19 protein-coding genes and 1 riboswitch are annotated in these 20,020 nt (G+C 71.1%); of the genes, 12 read left to right on the top strand and 7 right to left on the bottom strand.

All coding sequences use genetic code 11. From position 1 onward, the window contains the following. Positions 1 to 63 precede the first annotated feature (63 nt). Both GWI24_RS09915 and GWI24_RS09910 read left to right on the top strand, forming a co-directional pair. Positions 64 to 1,170, top strand: coding sequence for an alcohol dehydrogenase catalytic domain-containing protein (locus GWI24_RS09915; RefSeq protein WP_210945522.1), 1,107 nt, complete (start codon positions 64 to 66; stop codon positions 1,168 to 1,170). 43 nt (positions 1,171 to 1,213) lie between these two features. Further along, on the top strand, positions 1,214 to 2,032 hold the full coding sequence (locus tag GWI24_RS09910) for a 2-keto-4-pentenoate hydratase (protein WP_210945521.1): 819 nt from the start codon (positions 1,214 to 1,216) through the stop codon (positions 2,030 to 2,032). Between the two features lie 56 nt (positions 2,033 to 2,088). Here the strand turns inward: GWI24_RS09910 and GWI24_RS09905 are convergent, their stop codons facing one another. Then, on the bottom strand, positions 2,089 to 2,859 hold the full coding sequence (locus GWI24_RS09905; protein ID WP_210945520.1) for an NADPH-dependent F420 reductase: 771 nt from the start codon (positions 2,857 to 2,859) through the stop codon (positions 2,089 to 2,091). A 216-nt stretch (positions 2,860 to 3,075) separates the two neighbouring features. Between GWI24_RS09905 and GWI24_RS09900 the strand changes: the two genes are divergently transcribed. The 6 genes from GWI24_RS09900 (at position 3,076) to GWI24_RS09875 (ending at position 8,889) form a co-directional block, all read left to right on the top strand. Further along, on the top strand, positions 3,076 to 3,723 hold the full coding sequence (locus tag GWI24_RS09900) for a TetR/AcrR family transcriptional regulator (RefSeq protein ID WP_210945519.1): 648 nt from the start codon (positions 3,076 to 3,078) through the stop codon (positions 3,721 to 3,723). Between the two features lie 92 nt (positions 3,724 to 3,815). Beyond that, on the top strand, positions 3,816 to 4,589 hold the full coding sequence (locus GWI24_RS09895) for an IclR family transcriptional regulator (protein ID WP_210945518.1): 774 nt from the start codon (positions 3,816 to 3,818) through the stop codon (positions 4,587 to 4,589). Positions 4,590 to 4,736: 147 nt separating this feature from the next. Continuing rightward, positions 4,737 to 5,531, top strand: a complete 795-nt coding sequence (locus GWI24_RS09890; RefSeq protein WP_210945517.1) for an FHA domain-containing protein — start codon at positions 4,737 to 4,739, stop codon at positions 5,529 to 5,531. Between the two features lie 97 nt (positions 5,532 to 5,628). After that, entirely contained in the window at positions 5,629 to 6,411 is a 783-nt protein-coding gene (locus tag GWI24_RS09885) for a polysaccharide lyase family 7 protein (RefSeq protein WP_247616132.1), read from the top strand. 357 nt (positions 6,412 to 6,768) lie between these two features. Beyond that, positions 6,769 to 8,637 carry a serine/threonine-protein kinase gene (locus tag GWI24_RS09880; protein WP_210945516.1) on the top strand — a complete coding sequence of 623 codons (1,869 nt, stop codon included), beginning with the start codon at positions 6,769 to 6,771 and terminating at the stop codon, positions 8,635 to 8,637. Positions 8,638 to 8,739: 102 nt separating this feature from the next. Then, entirely contained in the window at positions 8,740 to 8,889 is a 150-nt protein-coding gene (locus tag GWI24_RS09875) for a hypothetical protein (protein WP_210945515.1), read from the top strand. Between the two features lie 37 nt (positions 8,890 to 8,926). Here GWI24_RS09875 and GWI24_RS09870 read toward each other — a convergent pair whose 3' ends face one another. The 3 genes from GWI24_RS09870 to GWI24_RS09860 form a co-directional block, all read right to left on the bottom strand. After that, the gene (locus tag GWI24_RS09870) at positions 8,927 to 9,529 is read right to left on the bottom strand and encodes a DUF305 domain-containing protein (protein WP_210945514.1); all 603 of its coding nucleotides are present in this window, start codon (positions 9,527 to 9,529) and stop codon (positions 8,927 to 8,929) included. Positions 9,530 to 9,648: 119 nt separating this feature from the next. After that, on the bottom strand, positions 9,649 to 10,593 hold the full coding sequence (locus tag GWI24_RS09865; protein WP_210945513.1) for a DUF1996 domain-containing protein: 945 nt from the start codon (positions 10,591 to 10,593) through the stop codon (positions 9,649 to 9,651). 223 nt (positions 10,594 to 10,816) lie between these two features. Continuing rightward, entirely contained in the window at positions 10,817 to 11,356 is a 540-nt protein-coding gene (locus GWI24_RS09860; RefSeq protein ID WP_308343598.1) for a DUF2165 domain-containing protein, read from the bottom strand. Positions 11,357 to 11,530: 174 nt separating this feature from the next. Here GWI24_RS09860 and GWI24_RS09855 point away from each other — a divergent pair, with 174 nt between their 5' ends. The 4 genes from GWI24_RS09855 to GWI24_RS09840 all read left to right on the top strand — a co-directional run bounded on the left by GWI24_RS09855 (position 11,531) and on the right by GWI24_RS09840 (position 15,095). Beyond that, entirely contained in the window at positions 11,531 to 12,004 is a 474-nt protein-coding gene (locus tag GWI24_RS09855; RefSeq protein WP_210945512.1) for a carboxymuconolactone decarboxylase family protein, read from the top strand. A gap of 43 nt (positions 12,005 to 12,047) precedes the next feature. Continuing rightward, complete coding sequence (locus tag GWI24_RS09850; RefSeq protein ID WP_210945511.1) at positions 12,048 to 12,971, top strand: RNA polymerase sigma-70 factor; 924 nt, start codon at positions 12,048 to 12,050, stop codon at positions 12,969 to 12,971. A gap of 27 nt (positions 12,972 to 12,998) precedes the next feature. Beyond that, positions 12,999 to 13,234: riboswitch (cobalamin riboswitch) on the top strand. 392 nt (positions 13,235 to 13,626) lie between these two features. After that, on the top strand, positions 13,627 to 13,833 hold the full coding sequence (locus tag GWI24_RS46490; RefSeq protein WP_308343597.1) for a CGNR zinc finger domain-containing protein: 207 nt from the start codon (positions 13,627 to 13,629) through the stop codon (positions 13,831 to 13,833). Positions 13,834 to 13,919: 86 nt separating this feature from the next. After that, positions 13,920 to 15,095 (top strand): epoxide hydrolase family protein, encoded by a 1,176-nt coding sequence (locus GWI24_RS09840; RefSeq protein WP_210945510.1) that lies wholly within the window; start codon positions 13,920 to 13,922, stop codon positions 15,093 to 15,095. A 30-nt stretch (positions 15,096 to 15,125) separates the two neighbouring features. Here GWI24_RS09840 and GWI24_RS09835 read toward each other — a convergent pair whose 3' ends face one another. The 3 genes from GWI24_RS09835 to GWI24_RS09825 form a co-directional block, all read right to left on the bottom strand. After that, positions 15,126 to 17,507, bottom strand: a complete 2,382-nt coding sequence (locus tag GWI24_RS09835) for a bifunctional salicylyl-CoA 5-hydroxylase/oxidoreductase (protein WP_210945509.1) — start codon at positions 17,505 to 17,507, stop codon at positions 15,126 to 15,128. 11 nt (positions 17,508 to 17,518) lie between these two features. Next, entirely contained in the window at positions 17,519 to 19,192 is a 1,674-nt protein-coding gene (locus tag GWI24_RS09830) for an AMP-binding protein (RefSeq protein WP_210945508.1), read from the bottom strand. A 40-nt stretch (positions 19,193 to 19,232) separates the two neighbouring features. Beyond that, the coding region (locus GWI24_RS09825) for an acyl-CoA thioesterase II (RefSeq protein ID WP_210945507.1) at positions 19,233 to 20,020 on the bottom strand (788 nt) is incomplete at its 5' end.

Genomic DNA, 20,020 nt, shown 5'->3' with positions numbered 1-20,020 from the left:
ATACTCAACCCGTAAGACAACGTCTGAAGTTTCGTACGCGGTGACAGAGTGAGGCGTGGCTCCATGAAGGCAGCAGTACTGCACCGGCCCGGTGCGCCGTTGACCGTCGAGGACGTCGAGCTCGACGCCCCCGGACCGGGCGAGGTCACCCTCCGCGTGCTCGCCGCCGGGGTGTGCCACAGCGATCTGCACTACATGAACGGCGACCTCAACGTCCGCCTGCCCGCGGTGCTCGGGCACGAGGGGACGGGCGTCGTGGAGCGGGTGGGGGAGGGGGTGACCCGGGTCCGCCCCGGCGACACCGTCATCACGTTGTGGCGCCCGCGGTGCGGCGACTGCGAGTTCTGCACCACCGGCCGCCCCGCCCTGTGCTCGCTGGGCCGGGTGCAGGCGGCCTCCGGCGGTCTGCTCGACGGGACGTCACGGCTGAACCTGAACGGCGAGAAGCTGCACCACCTCATGGGGGTCTCCTGCTTCGCCGAGCAATGCGTCGTGTCCGAGCGGTCGGTCCTCAGGATCGATCCGGACGTTCCGCCGGAGATCGCGGCGATCACCGGGTGTGCCGTGGTGACCGGGGCCGGTGCGGCGCTGAACGTCATGAAGGACGCCACCGGAGAGGGCGTCGTGGTCATCGGTGCCGGTGGCGTCGGGCTGAGTGCGGTGATGGGACTGCGCCTTGTCGGCGCCGATCCGATCGTCGCCGTCGACACGGTGGACGCCAAGCTGGAGAAGGCACTTGAGCTGGGCGCCACCCATGCGGTCAACGTCCGCACGCACAGCCTCGTCGAAGAGCTCACCAGGATCTCGCCACGTCCGATGGCCTGGTCGCTGGACGCGGTCGGCAGGCCCCGGACACTCGCCCAGGCGGTCGAGGTCGTGGGCACCGGCGGGACCGCCGTCGCCGTCGGCCTCGGCAAGGTGGGCGCCACCGCGGCTGTGCCCGTCAACCCCCTGGTGCAGCAGGAGAAGCGGCTGATCGGCAGTCTCTACGGCTCGGCCAACACACCTGTCGACATCCCCAAGCTGGTCGAGCTCTTCAAGACCGGCCGACTGCCGCTCGACAAGCTGCTCGGTGAACGGTACGAGCTGTCGGCGGTCAACGAGGCGTACGCGGCGCTGGCGCAGGGGGCCACCGGCCGTGCGGTGATCGTTCCCGGTCCTAAGCTGTGAGTGCGGATCGGCTCACGAACGGACCCGGTGGTAGGGGAGATCGATGAACAAGGAACTGGTCGCGGAACTGGGCCGACGGCTGTGGCGGGCGGGCTACGGAGCCGCCGCCGTTGACTCCGCGGCGGTCGACTCCGCGGCGGTCGACTCCGCCGCGGTCGACTCGGCCGTGGCCGATCGGCTCGATGGCCTCGAGATGGCCTATGCCGTCCAGGGCGCCACCCACGACCTGGCGATCGCGGCCGGTGAGCGGGCGATCGGCTACAAGGTCGGCCTCACGGCACAGCCCGCGCGGGAGACTTTCGGTGCCGATGAGCCCGCCGCCGGCTACCTGCTCGCGAGCAGGCTGCTCGAGGACGGCGAGCCCCTCGCCACGGCCGGGCTGTTCGCCCCGCTGGCGGAAGTGGAGGTCGCGTTCACCCTCAGCGAGGCGCTGCCCGGCCCGCGGGTGACCGCTAGGGACGTCCGCGACGCCACCGCCGCCGTGGCACCGGCCTTCGAGATCGTCGACAGCCGGTGGCGCGGCGGCGCGCGGACGCTCCCCATGCTCGTCGCCGACAACACCAACGCCGCTCGCGCGATGGTGGGGCCCTCGGTCGCGCCTGCGTGCGTGGATCTGTCGAAGATCGCCGCCACGCTGACGATCGGCTCCCGCACGGTGCCGGGGAGCGCGGCCGCCGTCATGGGCGACCCCGCCGAAGCGGTGGCATGGCTCGCCCGGCATCTGCTGCGCGGTGGAAGGCGACTGGAAGCCGGGGACATCGTCCTGAGCGGCACCCTGTGCGCCCCGACGGCGATCAGCGGGGGCGATCACCTGGTGGCCGACCTCGGTGGGCTGGGCCGGATCGCCCTCGACGTCAACTGACCGCGAGGGGCTGGGGCCAGGACGTATGTGGCCCCAGCCCCTGTGTGTGAGGGGCGTCAGCGCATCACACGGTCCGCCGTGAGGACGCGGGGCGTCTCGGCCAGCAGGGCGCGCAGCCGGTCCGCGGACAGCGCGACGCCCGGGTCCGCGGGGAGTCGGGTCTGGAACTGGCCCCCGGACCTGATCTCCTCGGCCATCTTGGCCATGGCGGCCTTCCGCCCGTCGGGGTCGGCGTAGTAGGGCACCGCATAGGCGGCGGTTCCCGGCTCGAAGCGCCAGCTCTCGGCCAGGGGGCCCGCGTCGACGGTGTCGAAGCCCAGCCGGTCGATCAGGGCGGCGGCGCTCGCCTTCCCTTCCGAGTCGTCACCGGCGATGGGCAGGGCGGTGCGGTCGGCGGCTCCCGTGGGACGGGCGAGTGCCTGGATGTGCCCGTCGCTGATGTTGTTGAACGCCTTGACGAGCTTCGCGCCGGTCAGGTGCTGCTGGACGAGCTCGCTCGTAGTGGTCTCGCCCGAGTCGAGCTCCTCGAAATCCCCGTCGCGGAACGGGTAGTAGTTGATCGTGTCGAGCACGACCTTGCCCGCCAGTGCGGCGGCCGGAAGCCGGCGGTAGGCCGCCAGTGGGATGCTCACCACCACCCAGTCGCCCGCCCGGGCCGCCTCCTCGGGCGTCGCGGCCCGGGCGCGCTCCCCGAGTTCGGCGACCGTCCGGGCCAGGCTCTCGGGCCCGCGGGAATTGGACAGGACGACGTCGATACCCGCCGCGATCGCGAGCCGGGCGAGTTTCGTGCCGATGTTGCCGCTGCCGATGAAGCCGAGCGTTGCCATGTAAGAGGTCTCCTCATCTGACGGACCCGTGGTCCGCGGGCGCTTCTGTCTCAGGTCTCGGAGCCGGGCCCGGGCGGGAACGGGCGCGCGGAGGTCGGGGCCTCTCACGGCGCTGAACCGGAGCGGTCGCTCCTCTTGAAGGTAACATAAACCGGAGCACCTGCTCCGCAACATCCGGAGCGAGTGCTCCGTAAAGCCGCCTGTACGCTGAATGCCGTGACCAGCGCCGACCAGTCCACCTCCACGCAGCCCCCCGTCAGGCGCGCCCGCCGCGCGGACGCCGAACGCAACCGCGCCGCGATCATCGAGGCGGCCGGTGCGGTCTTCGCCGAGCAGGGGTGCGCCGTCGACGTCCGCGAGATCGCCCGGCGCAGCGGCGTCGGCATGGGTACGCTGTACCGCCACTTCCCGGCCAAGGACGATCTGCTCGTCACCGTCCTGGAGCGGGAATTCACCTCCTGGCTCACCGCCGCCCACCAGGCGGCGGCCGCGACCGAAGACCCCTGGGAAGCCCTGACCGGCTTCTTCGAGCAGACCCTTACCCACCAGGCCCGCAACCGCGCCCTCGTCGAGACCTACACCGCAACCGGCGCTCCCTCGCGCGTATGCGCCCAGCACCGCGACGCCTTCATCGACGAACTGCGCACCCGCTGTGTGGACGCCGGACTCCTGCGCGACGGTGTCACCACCGCCGACCTCGTCCTGCTCAGTGCCTCCCTGAGTCAGACCATCCAGGCGTCCGACAACAGCCACCCCGGTCAGTGGCGCCGCCTCCTGCGCATCTCCCTCGACGGCCTCAGCAGCCGCAACACCGAACCACTGCCCGAGCCGGGACCGCCGGCGGATCCACCCGTGAACGACTGACCCACCGACCGGAGACCGGACCCGGAACGTCTGATATTTTGGACACCGTCTGCGGAAACGTGTTCCGCTGAAACGTGTGCTGGGAGGCCATCGTGGCGCGTCTCACCGCTCCGGCCCTTCGCCGGGGCCTGGACATCCTGGAACTGCTCATCGACCAGGATGAGGGGCTACGGGTTCCGGAGATCACCCAACACCTCGGCCTGCCCCGTGCCACCACGCACGAACTCGTCAACACACTGGCCGACCGCGGCTATGTGACGATCTCCAAGGAGACCGGACGCGTCGCGATGGGGCTCAGCGCCCTGCGTCTCGGTGCCGGCTACGAACGCGGGCTCGACCTCGCCACCGTGGGCCGGGAGTGCGCCGGTGAGGTGGCGCGGGCATGCGGCGAAACGGTCCAGGTCGTCGTGCGCGACGGCGGATTCGCGGTGTTCATCGTGCGCATCGACAGCAAGTACTCGGTCCGGCTGGTCTCCCAGGTGGGAAGCCGCCTGCCCGCCTCCTGCACCGCGGGCGGAAAGGCCCTGCTGAGCGCCCTCTCGGCCCGGGAGCTCGATGAGCTGTTCCCGAACGACAAGTCGCTGAAGCAGATGACCTCCAACAGCATCTCCACACGCAAGCGGCTGCTGTCCGAAATCGAGACGGCCCGCGAGCGCGGCTGGACCGAGGAGTTCTGCGAGTCCAACGACCACGCGGCCTGCGTCGCCGCCCCCGTGTACGACCGCCTCGGCAACTGCGTGGCAGCCATGAGCATCTCGGTGCCCACCCCGCGATGGGGCGACGCGGAGAAGGAACACTACGTCGAGCTGGTCCTGGGCGGCGCGAAGGCGATGGCACAACGCCTGGGAGCGAGCGTGCCGTCGTAACCGCGCACAGGCCGATGAGCCGGTGCGACGGGGCATCCTCCCGTGCGTCGGGCTGCCTCGGGACGGGTCCCGGGGGAGGGCACGGACCCTGGTGGGTGTGCGTGTCCGCGCGCGTGTCGAGAATCGCCCGAACCGAGGAGACCGCCGATGCCCCTCTCCGCCAGCCTCGCGCGCGGAGTCGCGCCCAGCACGCCCGGCATGCTGCACGCCCGCACGGTGACCGGCGACCTCAGCGCCCCGCCCCGGCCGGGGCTGACGGTCCGCTTCGGGCGGGGCGAGAAGCCGGATGTGGATCTGGGTGTCGGCGTGGACGACCTCCGGGTGAGCCGGCGCCACGGCGAGCTGACGTATCGCCAGGGGCAGTGGTGGCTGCGTAACACCGGGCGGCAGCTCGTCCGGCTGCCCCGCGGCACGATGATGCACCTCAGCACCGAGCCGATCCCGCTCGACACCGGTTACACCCCGCTCTTCGTCAAGGGCTCCGGCTACCGTGAGCACCTGGTCGAGCTGTATGTGGCGGGCCACGACGACCAGGGGCCGGTGTCGCGGCGGCGCGCCGAGACGCTTCGGCCGGAGATCTGGCCGCTCGACGACGACGAACGGCTGCTGCTGGTCGTCCTCGGCCAGCGGTATCTGCTGTACGAGGAGGATCCGCGCCCCTTGACGTACGCCACGGCGGCCAAGCAGCTCACGTACCTCCGCCCGGGCGCGGGCTGGAACGAGCGCAAGATCGAGTACCGGGTCGAGGCCGTACGCCGCCGTCTGCACAGCACCGGCTTCAGATACCCGGTGATGCACGACAAGTCGCAGGGCCGCCCCGCCGACAACGGGCTGCTGCACAACCTGCTCAAGGGGCTGGTGGAGTCCACGACGCTCGTGCCGCCCGATCTGGACCTCATCGAGGACGACGCCCTCTGGCCCGATCCCGCGCCGGAGGCGTAGCCCGAGCCGCTCCGCGGTGACCGCCCGTTTCCGGGACCCGTCCCGGAAACGGCGGCGAATCATGCCTGTCGCCGAACGAACAGGAAGGATCACCCCCATGAGGTGCATGCGCATCGTCGTCCTCGCGGGCATCACCGTGGCCGCCTCGACGGCCGCCCTCGCGCTGCCGGCGCAGGCCGACATTCCCGCCCGCCACCACACCCCGGCCGCCCAGTGCGAGTACCCCGCCGACGTCCTCGACCTGACCAACTGGAAGCTGACCCTGCCCACCGGCGAGGACGAGGACCCGACCGACATCACACAGCCCGATCTCGCCACCTTCTCCGCCAGGCCCTGGTTCCAGGTCACCGGGGACTGCGACGCGGTCCAGTTCCGGTCCGCCGTCAACGGCGTGACGACGGGCGGCTCCAACTACCCGCGCGCCGAGCTGCGGGAGATGACCGATGACGGGGAGGAGGAGGCCAGTTGGTCGACCAGCGAGGGCACCCACACCCTCGTGGTCAAGGAGGCGTTCACCGCGCTCCCCAAGGAGAAGCCGCACCTCGTCGGCGCCCAGATCCACGGCGGGGACGACGATGTCACGGTCTTCCGTCTCGAAGGCAGCAAGCTCTACATCACCGACGGCGACGACGCCCACCACCACCTCGTCACCGACGACTATGAGCTGGGCACCGAGTTCGAGGCCAAGTTCGTGGCGCGGAACGGGAAGATCGACGCCTATTACAACGGGGAGCGTGAGACCACGATCTCCTCCGACGGCGACACCAACTACTTCAAGGCGGGGGCGTACACCCAGGCCAACTGCGACAACTCGGACCCCTGCGACGATGACAACTACGGCGAGGTCCACATATCCGGCCTCAGGGTCACCCACTCCTAGCCGGAAGGGCGGTGCGGTGCCGGGCGTGCCGTCAGTGCCGGGTCTCACCCGTCGTGGGGAGGCCCGGCATCGACGCGACCCGCAAACGCGCACCGATGGCATGTGACCGTGGCGCCTGCCCCCGTCGCATGTGCTCCCGCGACACCGTAACCTCCACAAAGGTGAAGATTTCTGGAGTGGTGGGTGAATTCCCTTCTCAATCGGCCAGGTCCCACGCGCCTCCGGCGCGCGCCGAGCCCCGTACCGCCCTCACGCACGCCGCAAACGGTACGTGTCTTTCCGCGTACGCAGTAAGTTCGATCCGCGTGCGCTAACGGCAGACAGCAGCGGTTCGGTCTCGTAGGGGGGAGTGTCGTCGTGCGGCGGGGGGAGAAGGTCGGCAAGTACCGGCTCACCAAGGGGCCCGTCGAGGGAGGGAGAGGCGCGGTCTGGTTCGCCGTCGACACGGAGCTGGGCCGGTCCGTCGTCCTCAAGCGGGCCTTGCTCGAGGACAACAGTCAGGCCGACTTCGACGAGTTGCTGGCCGAAGCCCGCGCTCTGGCGAAGTTCAGCCATCCGAACGTGGTCACCCTCTATGACGCCGTCCGCGCGGGCAAGGGCAGGAACGCCACGTTCTGGCTGGTGATGGAGCATGTGACCGGCGGCAGCCTGGACGTCCCGGTGAAGATGGCCCCCGAACTCGCGGCATACATCGGGGCGCAGATCGCGGCCGCGCTGGCGGCCCTGCACGACAAGGGCATCGTGCACTGCGACGTCAAGCCCGGCAATATCGTGATCACCCCCGACAGGGTCGCCAAGCTGACCGACTTCGGCGCCGCGTACCGGGTGGACGGCAGTGAGACGATCACGCCCAACGGGCCGGTCAGCCTCACCCCGTTCTTCGCCGCCCCCGAGGCGTTCCGGGGAGCGCCCGAGCGTGCGTCCGATGTGTTCTCGCTCGGCGCCACGATGTACTGGCTGGTGACCGGGACCCCGCCGATGCGCGGCGCCGGGCGGGCGGTCCGGATGGAGGCCATCAGCCCCCAGGTCGGGCCGCTCGGATCCATCCTCACCGCGATGCTCCAGCGCGACCCCGGGGCCCGGCCCACTGCCGCCGAGGCGCTCAGCGCCCTCACGGACATCGCGGGACCCCCGGACCAGTTCCCAACCCTCCCGATGATCCCGTCGACAACGCCCTACACGGACGTCCTGACGCGCGGCGAGGTCCCGGCGGGAGGGCCGCAGCGCCGCACGGCGACGCTGGTCCGGCGCCGTCCCTTACTTCTGGCAGGCGCCGCCGCCGTCGCGGCACTGGCCATCGCCGTTCCGTTCATCGTGATGAGCCTGGGAGACGAAGACGGGGACAAGGCCACCCCGGCACCGGACAAAACGGCCGCCGCGGGCTTCATCGGCGACCCCCGCACGGCCGACCCGTGCGCCCTGCTGAACGCCACCGTGTTCCATCGGTACGACGAGGCCCGACTCGACCGTGACTACGGCAACTTCAACCGGTGCGACGTCCTCCTGAAGGAGCGGAGCGAGGAGGTCGTGGACGTCAGGGTGGAGCTCGACGCCGATTCGCTGCCGGAGGGCGTGGCGAGGAAGACCGAGGGCAGGGTCACCGTCGTGGAGCGCACCGCCGAGGACGACGAGTGCGAGCGGGCCGTGGCGGTGACCGGCGCCCGCGACAACAGCCTCCGGGTCACCGCGGCCGCGAGACAGCCCGACGAGGTCAAGGAGCCGCTGTGCGACACCGCAGATCGTGCCGCGGGAGTCGCGGTCAAGGTGCTCAACCGCGGTGAGATCCCCCGGCGTTCCCCGGACTTTCCGTCCAGTTCGCTGGCGCACCTGGACGCGTGTACGTTGCTCGACGTCAAGGCGCTGGAGAAGGTGCCCGGGATCGACGCCCGGGACCCGGACGTCGGGTTCGGCCGCTGGGAGTGCCAGTGGAAGTCCACCACCCGCGCGTTCGAGGTGGACTTGCGCTTCGACCAGGGCGATCTGCCGCGCGACAAGGGTGCCCGGTCCACCGAGCTCAGCGATCACCAGGCCATCGTGCTGCCGGAGGACGAGGGCCCGGGGAGCTGCCGCGTCGAGGTGGTGCACCGTGACTACACCGGCCTGGACCGGGTGAAGGGCACCGAGCGGGTGGCCCTCGTCCTCAAGGGGGCGGGCCGCAAGGGGCGGCCCTGCGAACTGGCCACCGATCTCGCCGGGTCGGCCGCCGCCGCGTTGCCGCCTGCCTGACCGCCGTGGCGCCGGCGCCCGCCTGAACCGCTGCCGTGGGGCCGCCCGCCTGATGGCCGTCGCGCCGCGGCCGGCCCGAACCGCCGCTGCGGGTCGCCTGTGATGCGTTACGCGTCGCGCCGGACCTCGGTGCTCACCCTGGTCGGCGGACGGATCGTCCACGGCGCGGCCGAACACACCCGCCTCGACCCGCCACCGCCGCCCGTGTGCCTGGCGTACTCGCCCCAGCTGACCGGCGCCAACACGCTGTAGCGGGGCCCGTGGTGCGGCCACCGCCGCCCGGGAGGCCCTAAGGGAGGCGGGCGCGCCAGGTGTGCGATGTCCGCTCCACGCTCGCGGCCAGTTTCTTGGTGGCCGGATCGGCGCCGGCCGAGCGCTCCGAGTGGGCGATCTTCGCCGCCTGGTCGAGGTGTTCGCGCATGGCCGCGAGGAAGAGCGCGTCGAAGGCGGTGCCCTTCGCCCGCTCGATGGTGCGCAGTTCGTCCTCCGTCACCATGCCGGGCATGTCGTGCCCCTCGTGGGGATTGGTGTCGGGTACGCCCGCCCGGGCGAGCAGCTTCCGCAGCCGGACGAGTTCGCCGCGACAGGCGGTGGCCACCGGTTTCGCCCACTTCTCCACCGCCGCGTCGGAGGAGCGGCCCGGGACCAGGTCCAGCAGGAGCACCACCTGGTCGTCCATCGCGATCATCAGCTGGATCCAGCCGATGTCGCTGGAGTTGAACGTCCCCGACGTCGCCTGCCCGCTCGGGGCCCCCGTGGCGGGGTGCCGCGCCGCCGACGTGGACGGCGCCTCGCCCGACGGCTTCCCGCTGCCCTCGCCGCATCCCGCGGCGAGCAGCACCACCAGCACCGCTACGGACGCCGCGCGCCGCACGGCGGTGGCCGCTGTCATGCCGACTCCCCTCGTCACTCGTGGGTGTGGGTGTGGGTGTGGGCGGAGCCCCCCGTCACGGGGCTCCGCCCACCGGCAGGGCGGGGCCGTCCTGCCGGGCTGTGCGTTCTCCTTCCCGGTCAGGGACGGCCGTCGGCGCCACACTTGACGATCACATTGATGCAGTCACGCACCCGCCGGGCCATCTCGTCCTCGGGCCAGGCGTTGAAGAAGTCACCATGCATGGTGTATCCGGCGCCCGATGCCAGCTTGAGCCGCGCGGGGTCGCCGTTGACCGGGTAGCGGAGCACCTGGCGCAGTTTCGGCACGGCCACCGGGTGGGTCGCCGGGCACTGGCCACCGACCGGGTACGCCATGTGGCTCTTGTGGTCGGGGGAGTCCAGATCCTTCCCGTTCCAGCACTGGGGGAAGTCGAGGTAGGACTCCAGCATCGAGTCGGACGGGCAGTTCACGAAGTCCTTGGAGGGGTTGACCTCTCCGTGGTGCAGGCACGACCAGCGTGCGATGGACGTGGGGTCGCCGACCCCGGTGGCCTTGGCGTTGCCCGCCACGATCCGCAGCCCCTCGGGGAGCGGCTTGATGGTCGCGATCACATCGTCGCGCACGCCTTCACCGAGGTAGTAGAAGGTGGTGCCGGTGGGTTCGACCTCCTTGCCGTTGGCGTAGAGGGTGGGGGTCCAGTACGACGACAGGTCGGCGGTCGGGCTGCAGCTGGTCCGGCCCCTCTTCAGGGCGGCCAGATCGGTGTGTGCGTTGGTCGAGTCGTTGCCGAAGAAGCTGTGCATATGGGAGGCGCCGGGGAGCCCCGGGAACACGATCGGGTCGTCCGGCAGCCGATGGGTGAACGGGCACTCGGCGACGAACTCCGCGACGCGCACCAGTTCTTTGGTGCTCCGCGGGCTCGACGCGACCTTGTCGGTGGCGCGGAACTCGGCCCGCGCACTGGCCGAGCCGGTGGACAGCAGGGACAGGATGAGGCCGACGGCGGCGAGGACGACACCCGGAGCTCGCCAGCGGCCGAGGGCGCGCCGTAACGGCGGGAAGCGCGGAGGTGTAGGCGACATGACTCTCCTTTCCGTGCGCACACGGGAAGAGCGAAAGAGCGGGAGAGAGCCCAGCGGTGTGGTCACGCGGGGCCGTCGAGAGAGCGCTCTCACGGAGCGTTGCTGCGGACGTTAAAGGTGACTCAGGTCACTGTCAAGAGTCCGCGGCAACGACGAGTCCGTTGTCACTTCCGAGGGGGAGCGGGGCGGCTTCCGACCGCTCGATCAGTCCGTGGAGTCCCGGTCAGTCCGCGGAGTCGGTCTCGGTCCGCTCGGTCGCGAGCAGGTGAATGAGCAGCAGCACGATCCCGGAGATCAGGAAGACACGCGTGGCGGCCTCCAGGCCGTTCCACTGCTTGGACTGCCACATGGCGAACCATTCGCCGCCGATGGCGATGAACCCGGCGCCGAACAGCACCATCAGCATCAACAGCCCCACGGTGCTGGCCTGACGAGCGCGGCGGACGCTGCCTCCGCGCAATCCCGCGCCCCACATGGCCGTCGCGGCGAGGAGGACGAGGGCGGCGATGCTCTCCCAGACGATGATGGCGACGTAGGCGGTGTCCTGGAGCGCGGTGGACTTGATGGCCCGCCACATCAGGTCGTCGTCCTTGAATGTGGTGTCCATCGCCAGAACATGGCGGACGAATTGCTGATTGGTGTCGAAGTCGGTGATGTTACCGAAGGCGACAAGCGCGATGTACAGGGCGATTGTCCCGGTGAGCACCCCCGAGACGGCGGAGTAGGCACGAGGGGAACGTATTCTGCCGGTGCGCTCGCTCACGATGATCTCTGTCTCCCCGTTGTATTCCGTTGATCGGACCGAGCCGTAGCGTACAACTGTTTGGCCCAGTGGGCCCGGTGGCGGGGAGACGCAGGTCACATGTGTCCATGTCACAGGGGGTCGGGCCACCTCGTCTCAGGGGTGTAGCCACTGACAACCACGGAGGAGCACACCATGGACGCGCGACTGAACTACTCCGCCAGCCTGACCGCGGGCAAGGTCCTCAAGCCCGTCATGGCGGCCGGGAGGGCGGTCAAGGACTCGCCGCTGCCGCCCGCCACGCAGGAGCTGGTGGCGCTGCGCGTGAGCCAGATCAACGGCTGCGCCGTCTGCCTCGACATGCACACCAAGGAAGCCGCCGCGGCCGGTGAGACCGCCGTGCGGCTCAACCTGGTGGCGGCATGGCGGGAGGCCACCGTCTTCACCGACGCCGAGCGTGCCGCGCTGGAGCTGGCGGAGGCGGGGACCCGGGTCGCGGACGCGGCCGGTGGCGTCAGCGACGAGGTGTGGGCGAACGCCGCCAAGCACTATGACGAGGAGCAGCTCACCGCCCTGGTGATCCTGGTCTCGTTCATGAACATGGTGAACCGGCTGAACGTCATCACCCAGCAGCCGGCGGGCAACTACCAGGTCGGGCAGTTCCATTGATCGGCGCCAGTCTGTCCGGCCGGTCGTTCAGGGGGGAATCGGCGTGAGCAAGGTCGAGGAGTTCGAGGAGCTGCGGCCGCTGCTGTTCTCGATCGCCTACCGGATCCTGGGCAGTGTGAGCGAGGCCGAGGACGCGGTGCAGGAAACCTGGCTGCGCTTCGACGGCTCGGCCACCCGGCCCACGTCGGCCAAGGCGTATCTGTCGGCCACGGTGACGCGCATCTCGATCGATGTGCTGCGCTCCGCGCGGGTGCGACGGGAGGAGTACGTGGGCCCGTGGTTCCCCGAGCCGCTGCTCAGCGATCCGTATCAGGATCCGGCCCGGGCGGTGGAACTGGCCGACTCGGTGTCGATGGCGGCGCTGCTGCTCCTGGAGCGGCTCAGCCCGCTGGAGCGGGCGGTGTTCGTGCTGCGGGAGGTGTTCGCCTTCGGGTTCGACGAGATCGCCACGGCGGTGGGGCGGTCGGAGGCGGCATGCCGGCAGTTGCTGGTGCGGGCGCGGCGCCACATGCAGGCCGGGCGGCCGCGGTTCGCGGCGGACCGGCAGGAGCGGCAGGAGCTGGCCACGCGGTTCTTCGACGCGCTGAAGGACGGCGATGTGGGCGGGCTGCGGAAGCTGCTGGCCGCCGATGTGCGGCTGGTCGGGGACGGTGGCGGCAAGGCCCCGCAGCTGGCCAGGGCCGTCATGGGCGCGGAGAACGTGGCGCGGTTGCTGGGCAATGTCTTTCCCTGGCTGCTGCGGATCGATGTGTCGTTGGAGCCGCGCGAGGTCAACGGCCAGCCCGGCGCGATCTTCCGCGACCGGGACGGCAAGGTGCTCCACACCCTGGTCCTCGATGTGCTCGACGGGCAGATCCAGACGATTCGCACGGTGGTCAACCCCGACAAGCTCGGCCACCTCGGGCCGGTCGGCGACGCCTGGGCCGTGGACCGCGAGGTGAAGCAGGCCCGCCGGCGGCCGAACTGACCGTGAGACGTGGCCGTTCGACGCTGTTGGTGGTCTCGGGGAGCCAGTCGTGCCACATCCGAGGCCAGGGAATCCGGTGCGAATCCGGAACTGACGCGCAGCGGTGAGGCAGCGGTGAGGGGGACGGGCGGGGCATGTGACACCACTGGGAGGAGTCCGTGACGGCCGTGGGGCCGTCGCGAACGAGCACCGGGAAGGGGCCCCGTCCGGCCCCGTCCGGACGAGTCCGAGTCCGAAGACCTGCCGGCACCTCCGCGCCCGGTGCGCGGAGGACGTCCGTAGGCCAGGCTCCGCGTACGAGTCCCGACCGCCGAGGCTGCCCGTGCTCCGCTCCGCCCGCCGTACCGCGGAGTTCCTGCTCGCCCCCGCCTGCTGCTCACCGCGTGCGGTGGCTCCGGCCATGACGACGCGGACACCCGGGCCGTCGACGCGGCCCTGGAGCCCGGCGGACTGACCGACCGGGCCGGTCAGTCGCGGCGCACCCGCCCATCAGGGCCACCTGACCAGAGCCCACGAGCTGCGCACGGCCCTGCGTGCCGCGCTGCGCCAGGACGCCGAGGGTGACGGCCAGGGCGGCGATGCCCCGGTCGGCTACTCCTTCCACGTCACACTGACGGCCGGTCACGGCGCCCACCTGACCATCGCCGCCGACCCCGTGGACACCGCCCTCGCGCACATCGTCATGTCCGCGCTGACCGCCACGGTGAACGGGACCTGGCATCGGCTCAGGATGTGTCCGGCCCCCGACTGCCAATGGGTGTTCTACGACAACTCCCGCCCCGGCCGGGCCAAATGGTGTTCACCCCAGCTGTGCGGCAACCGCGCGAAGACGCAAGCGTATCGCCGCCGCCAATCGACCTGAATCGCCCCGCGGCGACCCGGCTCCGGATGAGTACGGCTGGCCGGCATCCCAGACGACTGACATGGGCGGCTTGTAGGGTACGTGGCATGCCGGACGCCATGCCCCGACCCGAGCCCTTCACCCCGCGGACCGACCCCGCCGCCCTCGAGGACCTCCGCGCGCGGCTGCGCGCGACGCGCTGGCCGGACGCGCCCGAGGACGCCGGGTGGGCGCTCGGGACCGACCTCGCCTACCTCCGTGAGCTCGTCGCCTACTGGGCGGACGGGTTCGACTGGGCGGCGCAGGAGGCGGCGCTCGCCCGGCTGCCCCGGTTCCGTGTCCGGCTCGGCGGTCTCGGGATCCACTTCGCCCACATCCGGGCCGCCGCCCCGGCCGGACCCGCTCTGCCGCTGGTGCTCAGCCATGGCTGGCCGGACTCGTTCTGGCGCTATACGAAGGTCATCCCGCACCTCACCGACCCCGGTGCGCACGGCGCCGACCCCGCCGACGCGTTCGACGTGGTCGTGCCCGACATTCCGGGCTACGGGTACTCCGACCGGCCCACCGGCCAGCCGCTCGACTCCATCGCCGTCGCCGGGCTGTGGGCCGAGCTGATGGACGTCCTCGGCTATGAGCGGTTCGGCGCGGCGGGCGGGGACCTCGGCAGCCATGTGAGCCGCTACCTCGCGCTCGACCACCCCGACCGGGTGGTGGCCGTGCACCGCACGGACGGGGGCCTCCCCCGCTTCACCGGCGACCCGGCGGACCTCACGCCCGAGGAGCGCGCCTGGTTCGAGGAGGTCGCGGCCTGGAGCGCGGCCGAGGGCGCCTACGCCGCCATGCACAGTACGAAGCCCCAGACCGCCGCCTTCGGGCTCACCGACTCACCCGCCGGGCTCGCCGCGTGGATCGTCGAGAAGCTGCGGGCGTGGAGCGACTGCGACGGTGACATCGAGCGGAGCTACACCAAGGACGAGATCCTCACCAATGTCACGCTCTACTGGCTCACGGGGACGATCGGCTCCGCGATGCGCATGTACCGAGCCAACGCCGCCATCCCGCTCGCGCAGCACGCCCGCCGGGTCGAGGTGCCGTCCGGCTTCTCGCTCTTCCGCGGCGACGTCGTCCGCCCGCCGCGGGCGTGGCTGGAGCGCACGACGAACCTCGTGCGGCTGACCGAGCCCGCGCGCGGCGGACACTTCGCGCCGTTCGAGGAGCCCGAGCTCTACGCGGAGGAGCTGCGCGCCTTCTTCCGCCCATACCGGGCGGCGGCGACGGGCTGACACCCGGTTCCGGCACCCCTTCCACCCCCCTCAGGGCACGGGGGCCGGAGCACGCGTCGGGGTCCAGCGCAGATGAACGGCCTGGTCGGCGGGGTCGGGCCGGTGCAGTGACAGCCGGGGCCTTACGGCGTCGGTGCGCGCGGCCGGAGGCTTGCGGCCGCCCGCGCCGAACTGCACCGGCCATGCGGCGGCCGGGCCCCGGTACTCCTGCTCGGCCGCCGCGTGCAGGGTCCAGTGGGGGTCGTACAGATGGGTGCGGCCCACGGCGCACAGATCGGCGCGGCCCGCCAGCAGCAGCGAGTTGACGTCGTCGTACGAGGCGATCGCGCCCACCGCGATGACCGCGGCCCCGGTGGCGGCGGCCACCTCGTGGCGGATGCGGTCGGCGAACGGCGTCTGGTAGGAGCGGCCGAAGGCGGGGCGCTCGTCCTTGGTGACCTGGCCGGAGGAGACGTCGATGGCGTCCGCGCCGTGGGCGATGAACGCGCGGGCGATCTCGACGGCGTCATGCTCGGTGTTGCCGTCCGGCACCCAGTCGGTGGCGGAGATGCGCACGATCACCGGCCGTTCCACGGGCCAGACTTCCCGTACGGCGTCGAAGACCTCCAGCGGGAAACGCAGCCGGTTCTCCAGCGGGCCGCCGTACGCGTCGGTGCGGCGGTTGGCGATCGGGGAGAGGAAGGAGGACAGCAAGTAGCCGTGCGCGCAGTGCAGTTCGAGCAGATCGAACCCGGCCTCGGCGCCCCGGCGGGCGGCGGCCACGAAGTCCGCGGCGATCCGGTCCATATCGGCGCGGGTGAGCTCGCGCGGCACGGCCGAGCCGGGGCCGTACGGCAGCGGGGACGGTCCGACGACCTCCCAGTTGCCTTGCGGCAGCGGGTCGTCCATGCCCTCCCACATCAGCCGGGTGGAGCCCTTGCGGCCCGAGTGGCCGAGCTGGAGGCCGATACGGGCGGTGCTCCGCTCGTGGACGAAGGAGACGATCCGCCGCCAGGAATCGCCCTGCTCGTCGTTCCACAGGCCGGTGCAGCCGGGGGTGATGCGGCCCTCGGGCGAGACACACACCATTTCGGTCATCACCAGTCCGGCGCCGCCCATGGCCTTGGAGCCCAGGTGGACGAGGTGGAAGTCGCCGGGCACGCCCTCGACGGCGGAGTACATGTCCATCGGGGACACGATCACCCGGTTCTTCAGCTCCAACTCACCCAGCCGGTACGGCTGGAACATCGCCGGTGCCACGCCGTCGAGGCCCTGCGCGGCGGCGAAGGCCACATCGACCCGGTCGGCGAACTCCGGGTCGCGGGTGCGCAGGTTGTCATAGGTGATGCGGCGGGAGCGGGTCAGCAGGTTGAAGCAGAACTGGGTCGGCTCCTGGTGGACGTACATCCCGATGTTCTCGAACCACTCCAGCGAGCCCTGCGCCGCCCGCTGGGTGGACTCCACGACCGGGCGCCGCTCGGCCTCGTAGGCGGCGAGCGCCCCCTCGGCATCGGGGTGTTCATGCAGACAGGCGGCGAGGGCGAGCGCGTCCTCCATCGCCAGCTTGGTGCCCGAGCCGATGGAGAAGTGCGCGGTGTGCGCGGCGTCTCCGATGAGCACGAGGTTGCCGTGGTGCCAGCGCTCGTTGCGTACGGTCGTGAAGTTCAGCCACTTGGAGTTGTTGGCGAACACCTGGTGGCCGTCGAGTTCGTCGGCGAAGAGCTCGCGGACGCGCGCCACCGCATGCTCGTCGGAGGCGCCCGGTGCGAAGTCGGCTCCTTCGGTGGCGTCGAAGCCCGCCCGCCGCCAGACGTCCTCGTGCATCTCGACGATGAAGGTGGAGCCGGTGGCGGAGTAGGGGTAGCCGTGCACCTGTACGACGCCCCATTCCGTCTGCTTGACGAAGAACTGGAACGCCTCGAAGACCCGGTCCGTGCCGAGCCACATGTACTTGCTGTGCCGACGGTCCAGGGAGGGGCGGAAGACCTCCGCGTGGGCGGCCCGTACGAGGGAGTTGACGCCATCGGCCCCCACCACCAGGTCGTACGACGCACACAGCCCATCGGCGTCCGGGGCGGGGGTGGAGAAGCGCAGGGTGACGCCGAGGTCGCGGCAGCGCTCCTGGAGCAGGCGGAGCAGTTCCTTGCGGCTCATGGCGGCGAAGCCCTGGCCGCCGACGGTGTGGCTCTCGCCCTGGTAGTGGATGTCGATGTCGGTCCAGCGGGCGAAGCGCCGGGCCATGCCCTGGGCGATGGTGGTGTCGGCGTTCTCGATGCCACCGAGGGTCTCGTCGGAGAAGACGACGCCGAAGCCGAAGGTGTCGTCGGGGGCGTTGCGTTCCCAGACGGTGATCTCGTGGGCGGGGTCGAGCTGTTTCATCAGGGCCGCGAAGTACAGCCCGCCTGGACCGCCGCCGATGATCGCGATCTTCAAGGGGGTTCCTCTCAACTCTCGGCGACGGCCTCGGCGGCCGGCTCGTCCTCGATGACCGTGCGCAGCAGCTTGAAACGCTGCAGTTTGCCGCTGGTGTTGCGCGGCAGGGCGTGCTGGAACCGCACCTCGCGCGGGTACTTGTAGGGCGCCAGGACCTGTTTGACGTGGTCCTGGATCTCCTTCGCCTTGGCCGCGTCGCCGGGCACACCGTCCCGCAGCACCACGAAGGCGCACACGATCGAGCCGCGCTCGGCGTCGGGGCGGGCCACGACGGCGGATTCGAGAACATCCGGGTGGGTGTCGATGGCGGCCTCCACCTCGGGGCCGCCGATGTTGTATCCCGAGGAGACGATCATGCTGTCGCTGCGGGCGTGGTAGTGGAAGTAGCCGTCCTCGTCCCGGTGGAAGATGTCACCGGTGATGTTCCAGCCCTCCAGGACGTAGTCCCGCTGGCGTTCGCCGCCCAGATAGCGGCAGCCGACCGGGCCGATGACCCCGAGTCTGCCCGGCTCCCCGGGGCCGAGTTCCGCGCCGTCGGGGCCGAGTATGGTGGCGCGGTAGCCGGGGACCGCCTTGCCCGTGGCGCCGGGCCGGATGTCGTCTCCGGCCGCGGAGATGAAGATGTGCAGCAGCTCGGTGGCGCCGATGCCGTCGACGACCCTGAGACCGATGCGTGTCCGCAGCTCCTGCCAGGTGGCGCGGGGTATGTGTTCGCCCGCGGACACGCCGACGCGCAGCCCGGCGAGTTGCTGCTCGGCCTCCTCGCGCAGGATCGCCCGGTAGGCGGTGGGCGCGGTGGCCAGGGCGGTGACGCCGTGCCGCCGTACGAGCTCCGCGAGTTGTGGGGGAGTGGCGGACTCCGTGAGCAGGGCGCAGGCTCCGGCCCGCAGCGGGAAGACGACCAGCATGCCGAGGCCGAAGGTGAAGGCCAGGGGCGCGGTGCAGGCCACCAGGTCGTCCGGGACCAGGCCCAGGGTGTGGCGGCCGAAGGTGTTGTCGATGGACAGGATGTCCCGGTGGAAATGCATGGTGATCTTGGGCGCGCCGGTGGACCCGGAGGTGGGGCCGAGCAGCGCCACATCGTCGGCGGCGGTGTCCACGTTGGTGAACTCACCGGACTTGGCCGCGGCCCTGGCCACCAGATCCTCCGGGCCGCTGCCGCCGTACTCCACCACCGTCAGCCCGGGCAGCACGGTGTCCCGGACCGTACGGACGTCATCGGTGAACCGGTGGTCCACCAGGGCGATCGACGGCAGTGTGCGCTCGGCTACGGGGCCGAGTTCCCGGGTGCGCAGGGCGGCCATCGTGGTCACCACCACGCCACCCGCCTTGAGGACGCCGAGCCAGGCCGCCACGGTCCAGGGGTTGTTGGGCGAGCGCAGCAGGACCCGCTGTCCCGGCACCAGGCCCAGGTCCTCGGTGAGCACCTGAGCCACCTGATGGGCGCGGATGCGCAGTTCGCCGTATGTCCACACCTCGCCGGACGGGGTGCGCAGGGCGGGGCGGCCGGGCCCGAACAGCGCGGTGGGGGTGTCGATGAGCTCGGTGGCCGCGTTGAGCCGGTCCGGGTAGCGCAGTTCCGGCGTGGTGAACTCGAGGGCCGGCCACAGATGTGCGGGGGGCAGCTGGTCGCGGGTGAAGGTGTCGAGGTGCGCCGAGGGCGAGAGGGGGAGCGGAAGAGTCACGGAAGAGTCCTTCCGGGAGCCCGCCGGGGAGAGCGGCGGATCAGGTGGGGCGGATCAGGCCCTCCTGGACCACGGTGGCCAGGTGGCGGTGATCGCGCGTGAAGAAGCGCCCCGTGCCCAGGCCCCGGCCCGCGTCGGCGGCGACGGCTTCCTGGACGTAGAGCAGCCAGCCGTCCACCGGCCCCGGGCGGTGGAACCACATCGCGTGGTCGAGGCTCGCGGTGACCAGCCCGGGCCTGGCCCAGGGCAGGCCGAGCACCCGCAGCACGGGTTCGAGGATGGTGTAGTCGCACACATACGCCAGGGCGGCCAGGTCCCGCTGGGTGTCGGTCAGCCCGTCGACCGGGCGCAGCGGGTCGAAGGGCCTAAGCCAGACCGCCTGGTGCGGAAGGCGCTCTCCCTCGACGGTGAGATAGACCGGGCCGGGGATGTGCCGCATGTCGAAGCCGCGGCCGCCGGACCAGTACGCCTTGGACTCCTCGGTCATGGAGCCGCCACCGCGCTCGGCGAGGTACTCCGCCGAACTCGGCAGGCTCTCCGGGTCGGGCACGTCCTCGGCGAAGTCGGTGTGGAAGGCCGCACCGGCCTCGCCCGCGGCGAATCCGGCCAGGCAGACGTACAGCGGCTTGCCGTTCTGGTAGCCGCGCACCTGCCGGGTGCTGTAGCCGCGGCCGTCGCGCACCACCTCCACCTCGTAGCGCACCTCGGCGCCGATGTCGGCGGGGCGCAGGAAGTAGCTGTGCATCGAGTGCGGCGACTTGCCGTCGGTCACCGACCGCATGGCCGCCGCCGCGGCCTGTGCCACCAGATCGCCGCCGTACGCCTTGG

Origin of the sequence: Streptomyces sp. MK37H, from assembly GCF_018035285.1 — a bacterium.
Classification (GTDB): Bacteria; Actinomycetota; Actinomycetes; order Streptomycetales; family Streptomycetaceae; genus Streptomyces; species Streptomyces endocoffeicus.
This window is presented reverse-complemented; position numbering and strand designations above follow the sequence as displayed.

Bases quoted from the DNA above. Each gene is read 5' to 3' on its own strand.
- GWI24_RS09915 (WP_210945522.1), top strand. From the start codon at position 64: ATGAAGGCAGCAGTACTGCACCGGCCCGGTGCGCCGTTGACCGTCGAG.
- GWI24_RS09910 (WP_210945521.1), top strand. From the start codon at position 1,214: ATGAACAAGGAACTGGTCGCGGAACTGGGCCGACGGCTGTGGCGGGCG.
- GWI24_RS09905 (WP_210945520.1), bottom strand. From the start codon at position 2,859: ATGGCAACGCTCGGCTTCATCGGCAGCGGCAACATCGGCACGAAACTC.
- GWI24_RS09890 (WP_210945517.1), top strand. From the start codon at position 4,737: ATGCCCCTCTCCGCCAGCCTCGCGCGCGGAGTCGCGCCCAGCACGCCC.
- GWI24_RS09885 (WP_247616132.1), top strand. From the start codon at position 5,629: ATGAGGTGCATGCGCATCGTCGTCCTCGCGGGCATCACCGTGGCCGCC.
- GWI24_RS09875 (WP_210945515.1), top strand. From the start codon at position 8,740: ATGCGTTACGCGTCGCGCCGGACCTCGGTGCTCACCCTGGTCGGCGGA.
- GWI24_RS09870 (WP_210945514.1), bottom strand. From the start codon at position 9,529: ATGACAGCGGCCACCGCCGTGCGGCGCGCGGCGTCCGTAGCGGTGCTG.
- GWI24_RS09865 (WP_210945513.1), bottom strand. From the start codon at position 10,593: ATGTCGCCTACACCTCCGCGCTTCCCGCCGTTACGGCGCGCCCTCGGC.
- GWI24_RS09855 (WP_210945512.1), top strand. From the start codon at position 11,531: ATGGACGCGCGACTGAACTACTCCGCCAGCCTGACCGCGGGCAAGGTC.
- GWI24_RS09840 (WP_210945510.1), top strand. From the start codon at position 13,920: ATGCCGGACGCCATGCCCCGACCCGAGCCCTTCACCCCGCGGACCGAC.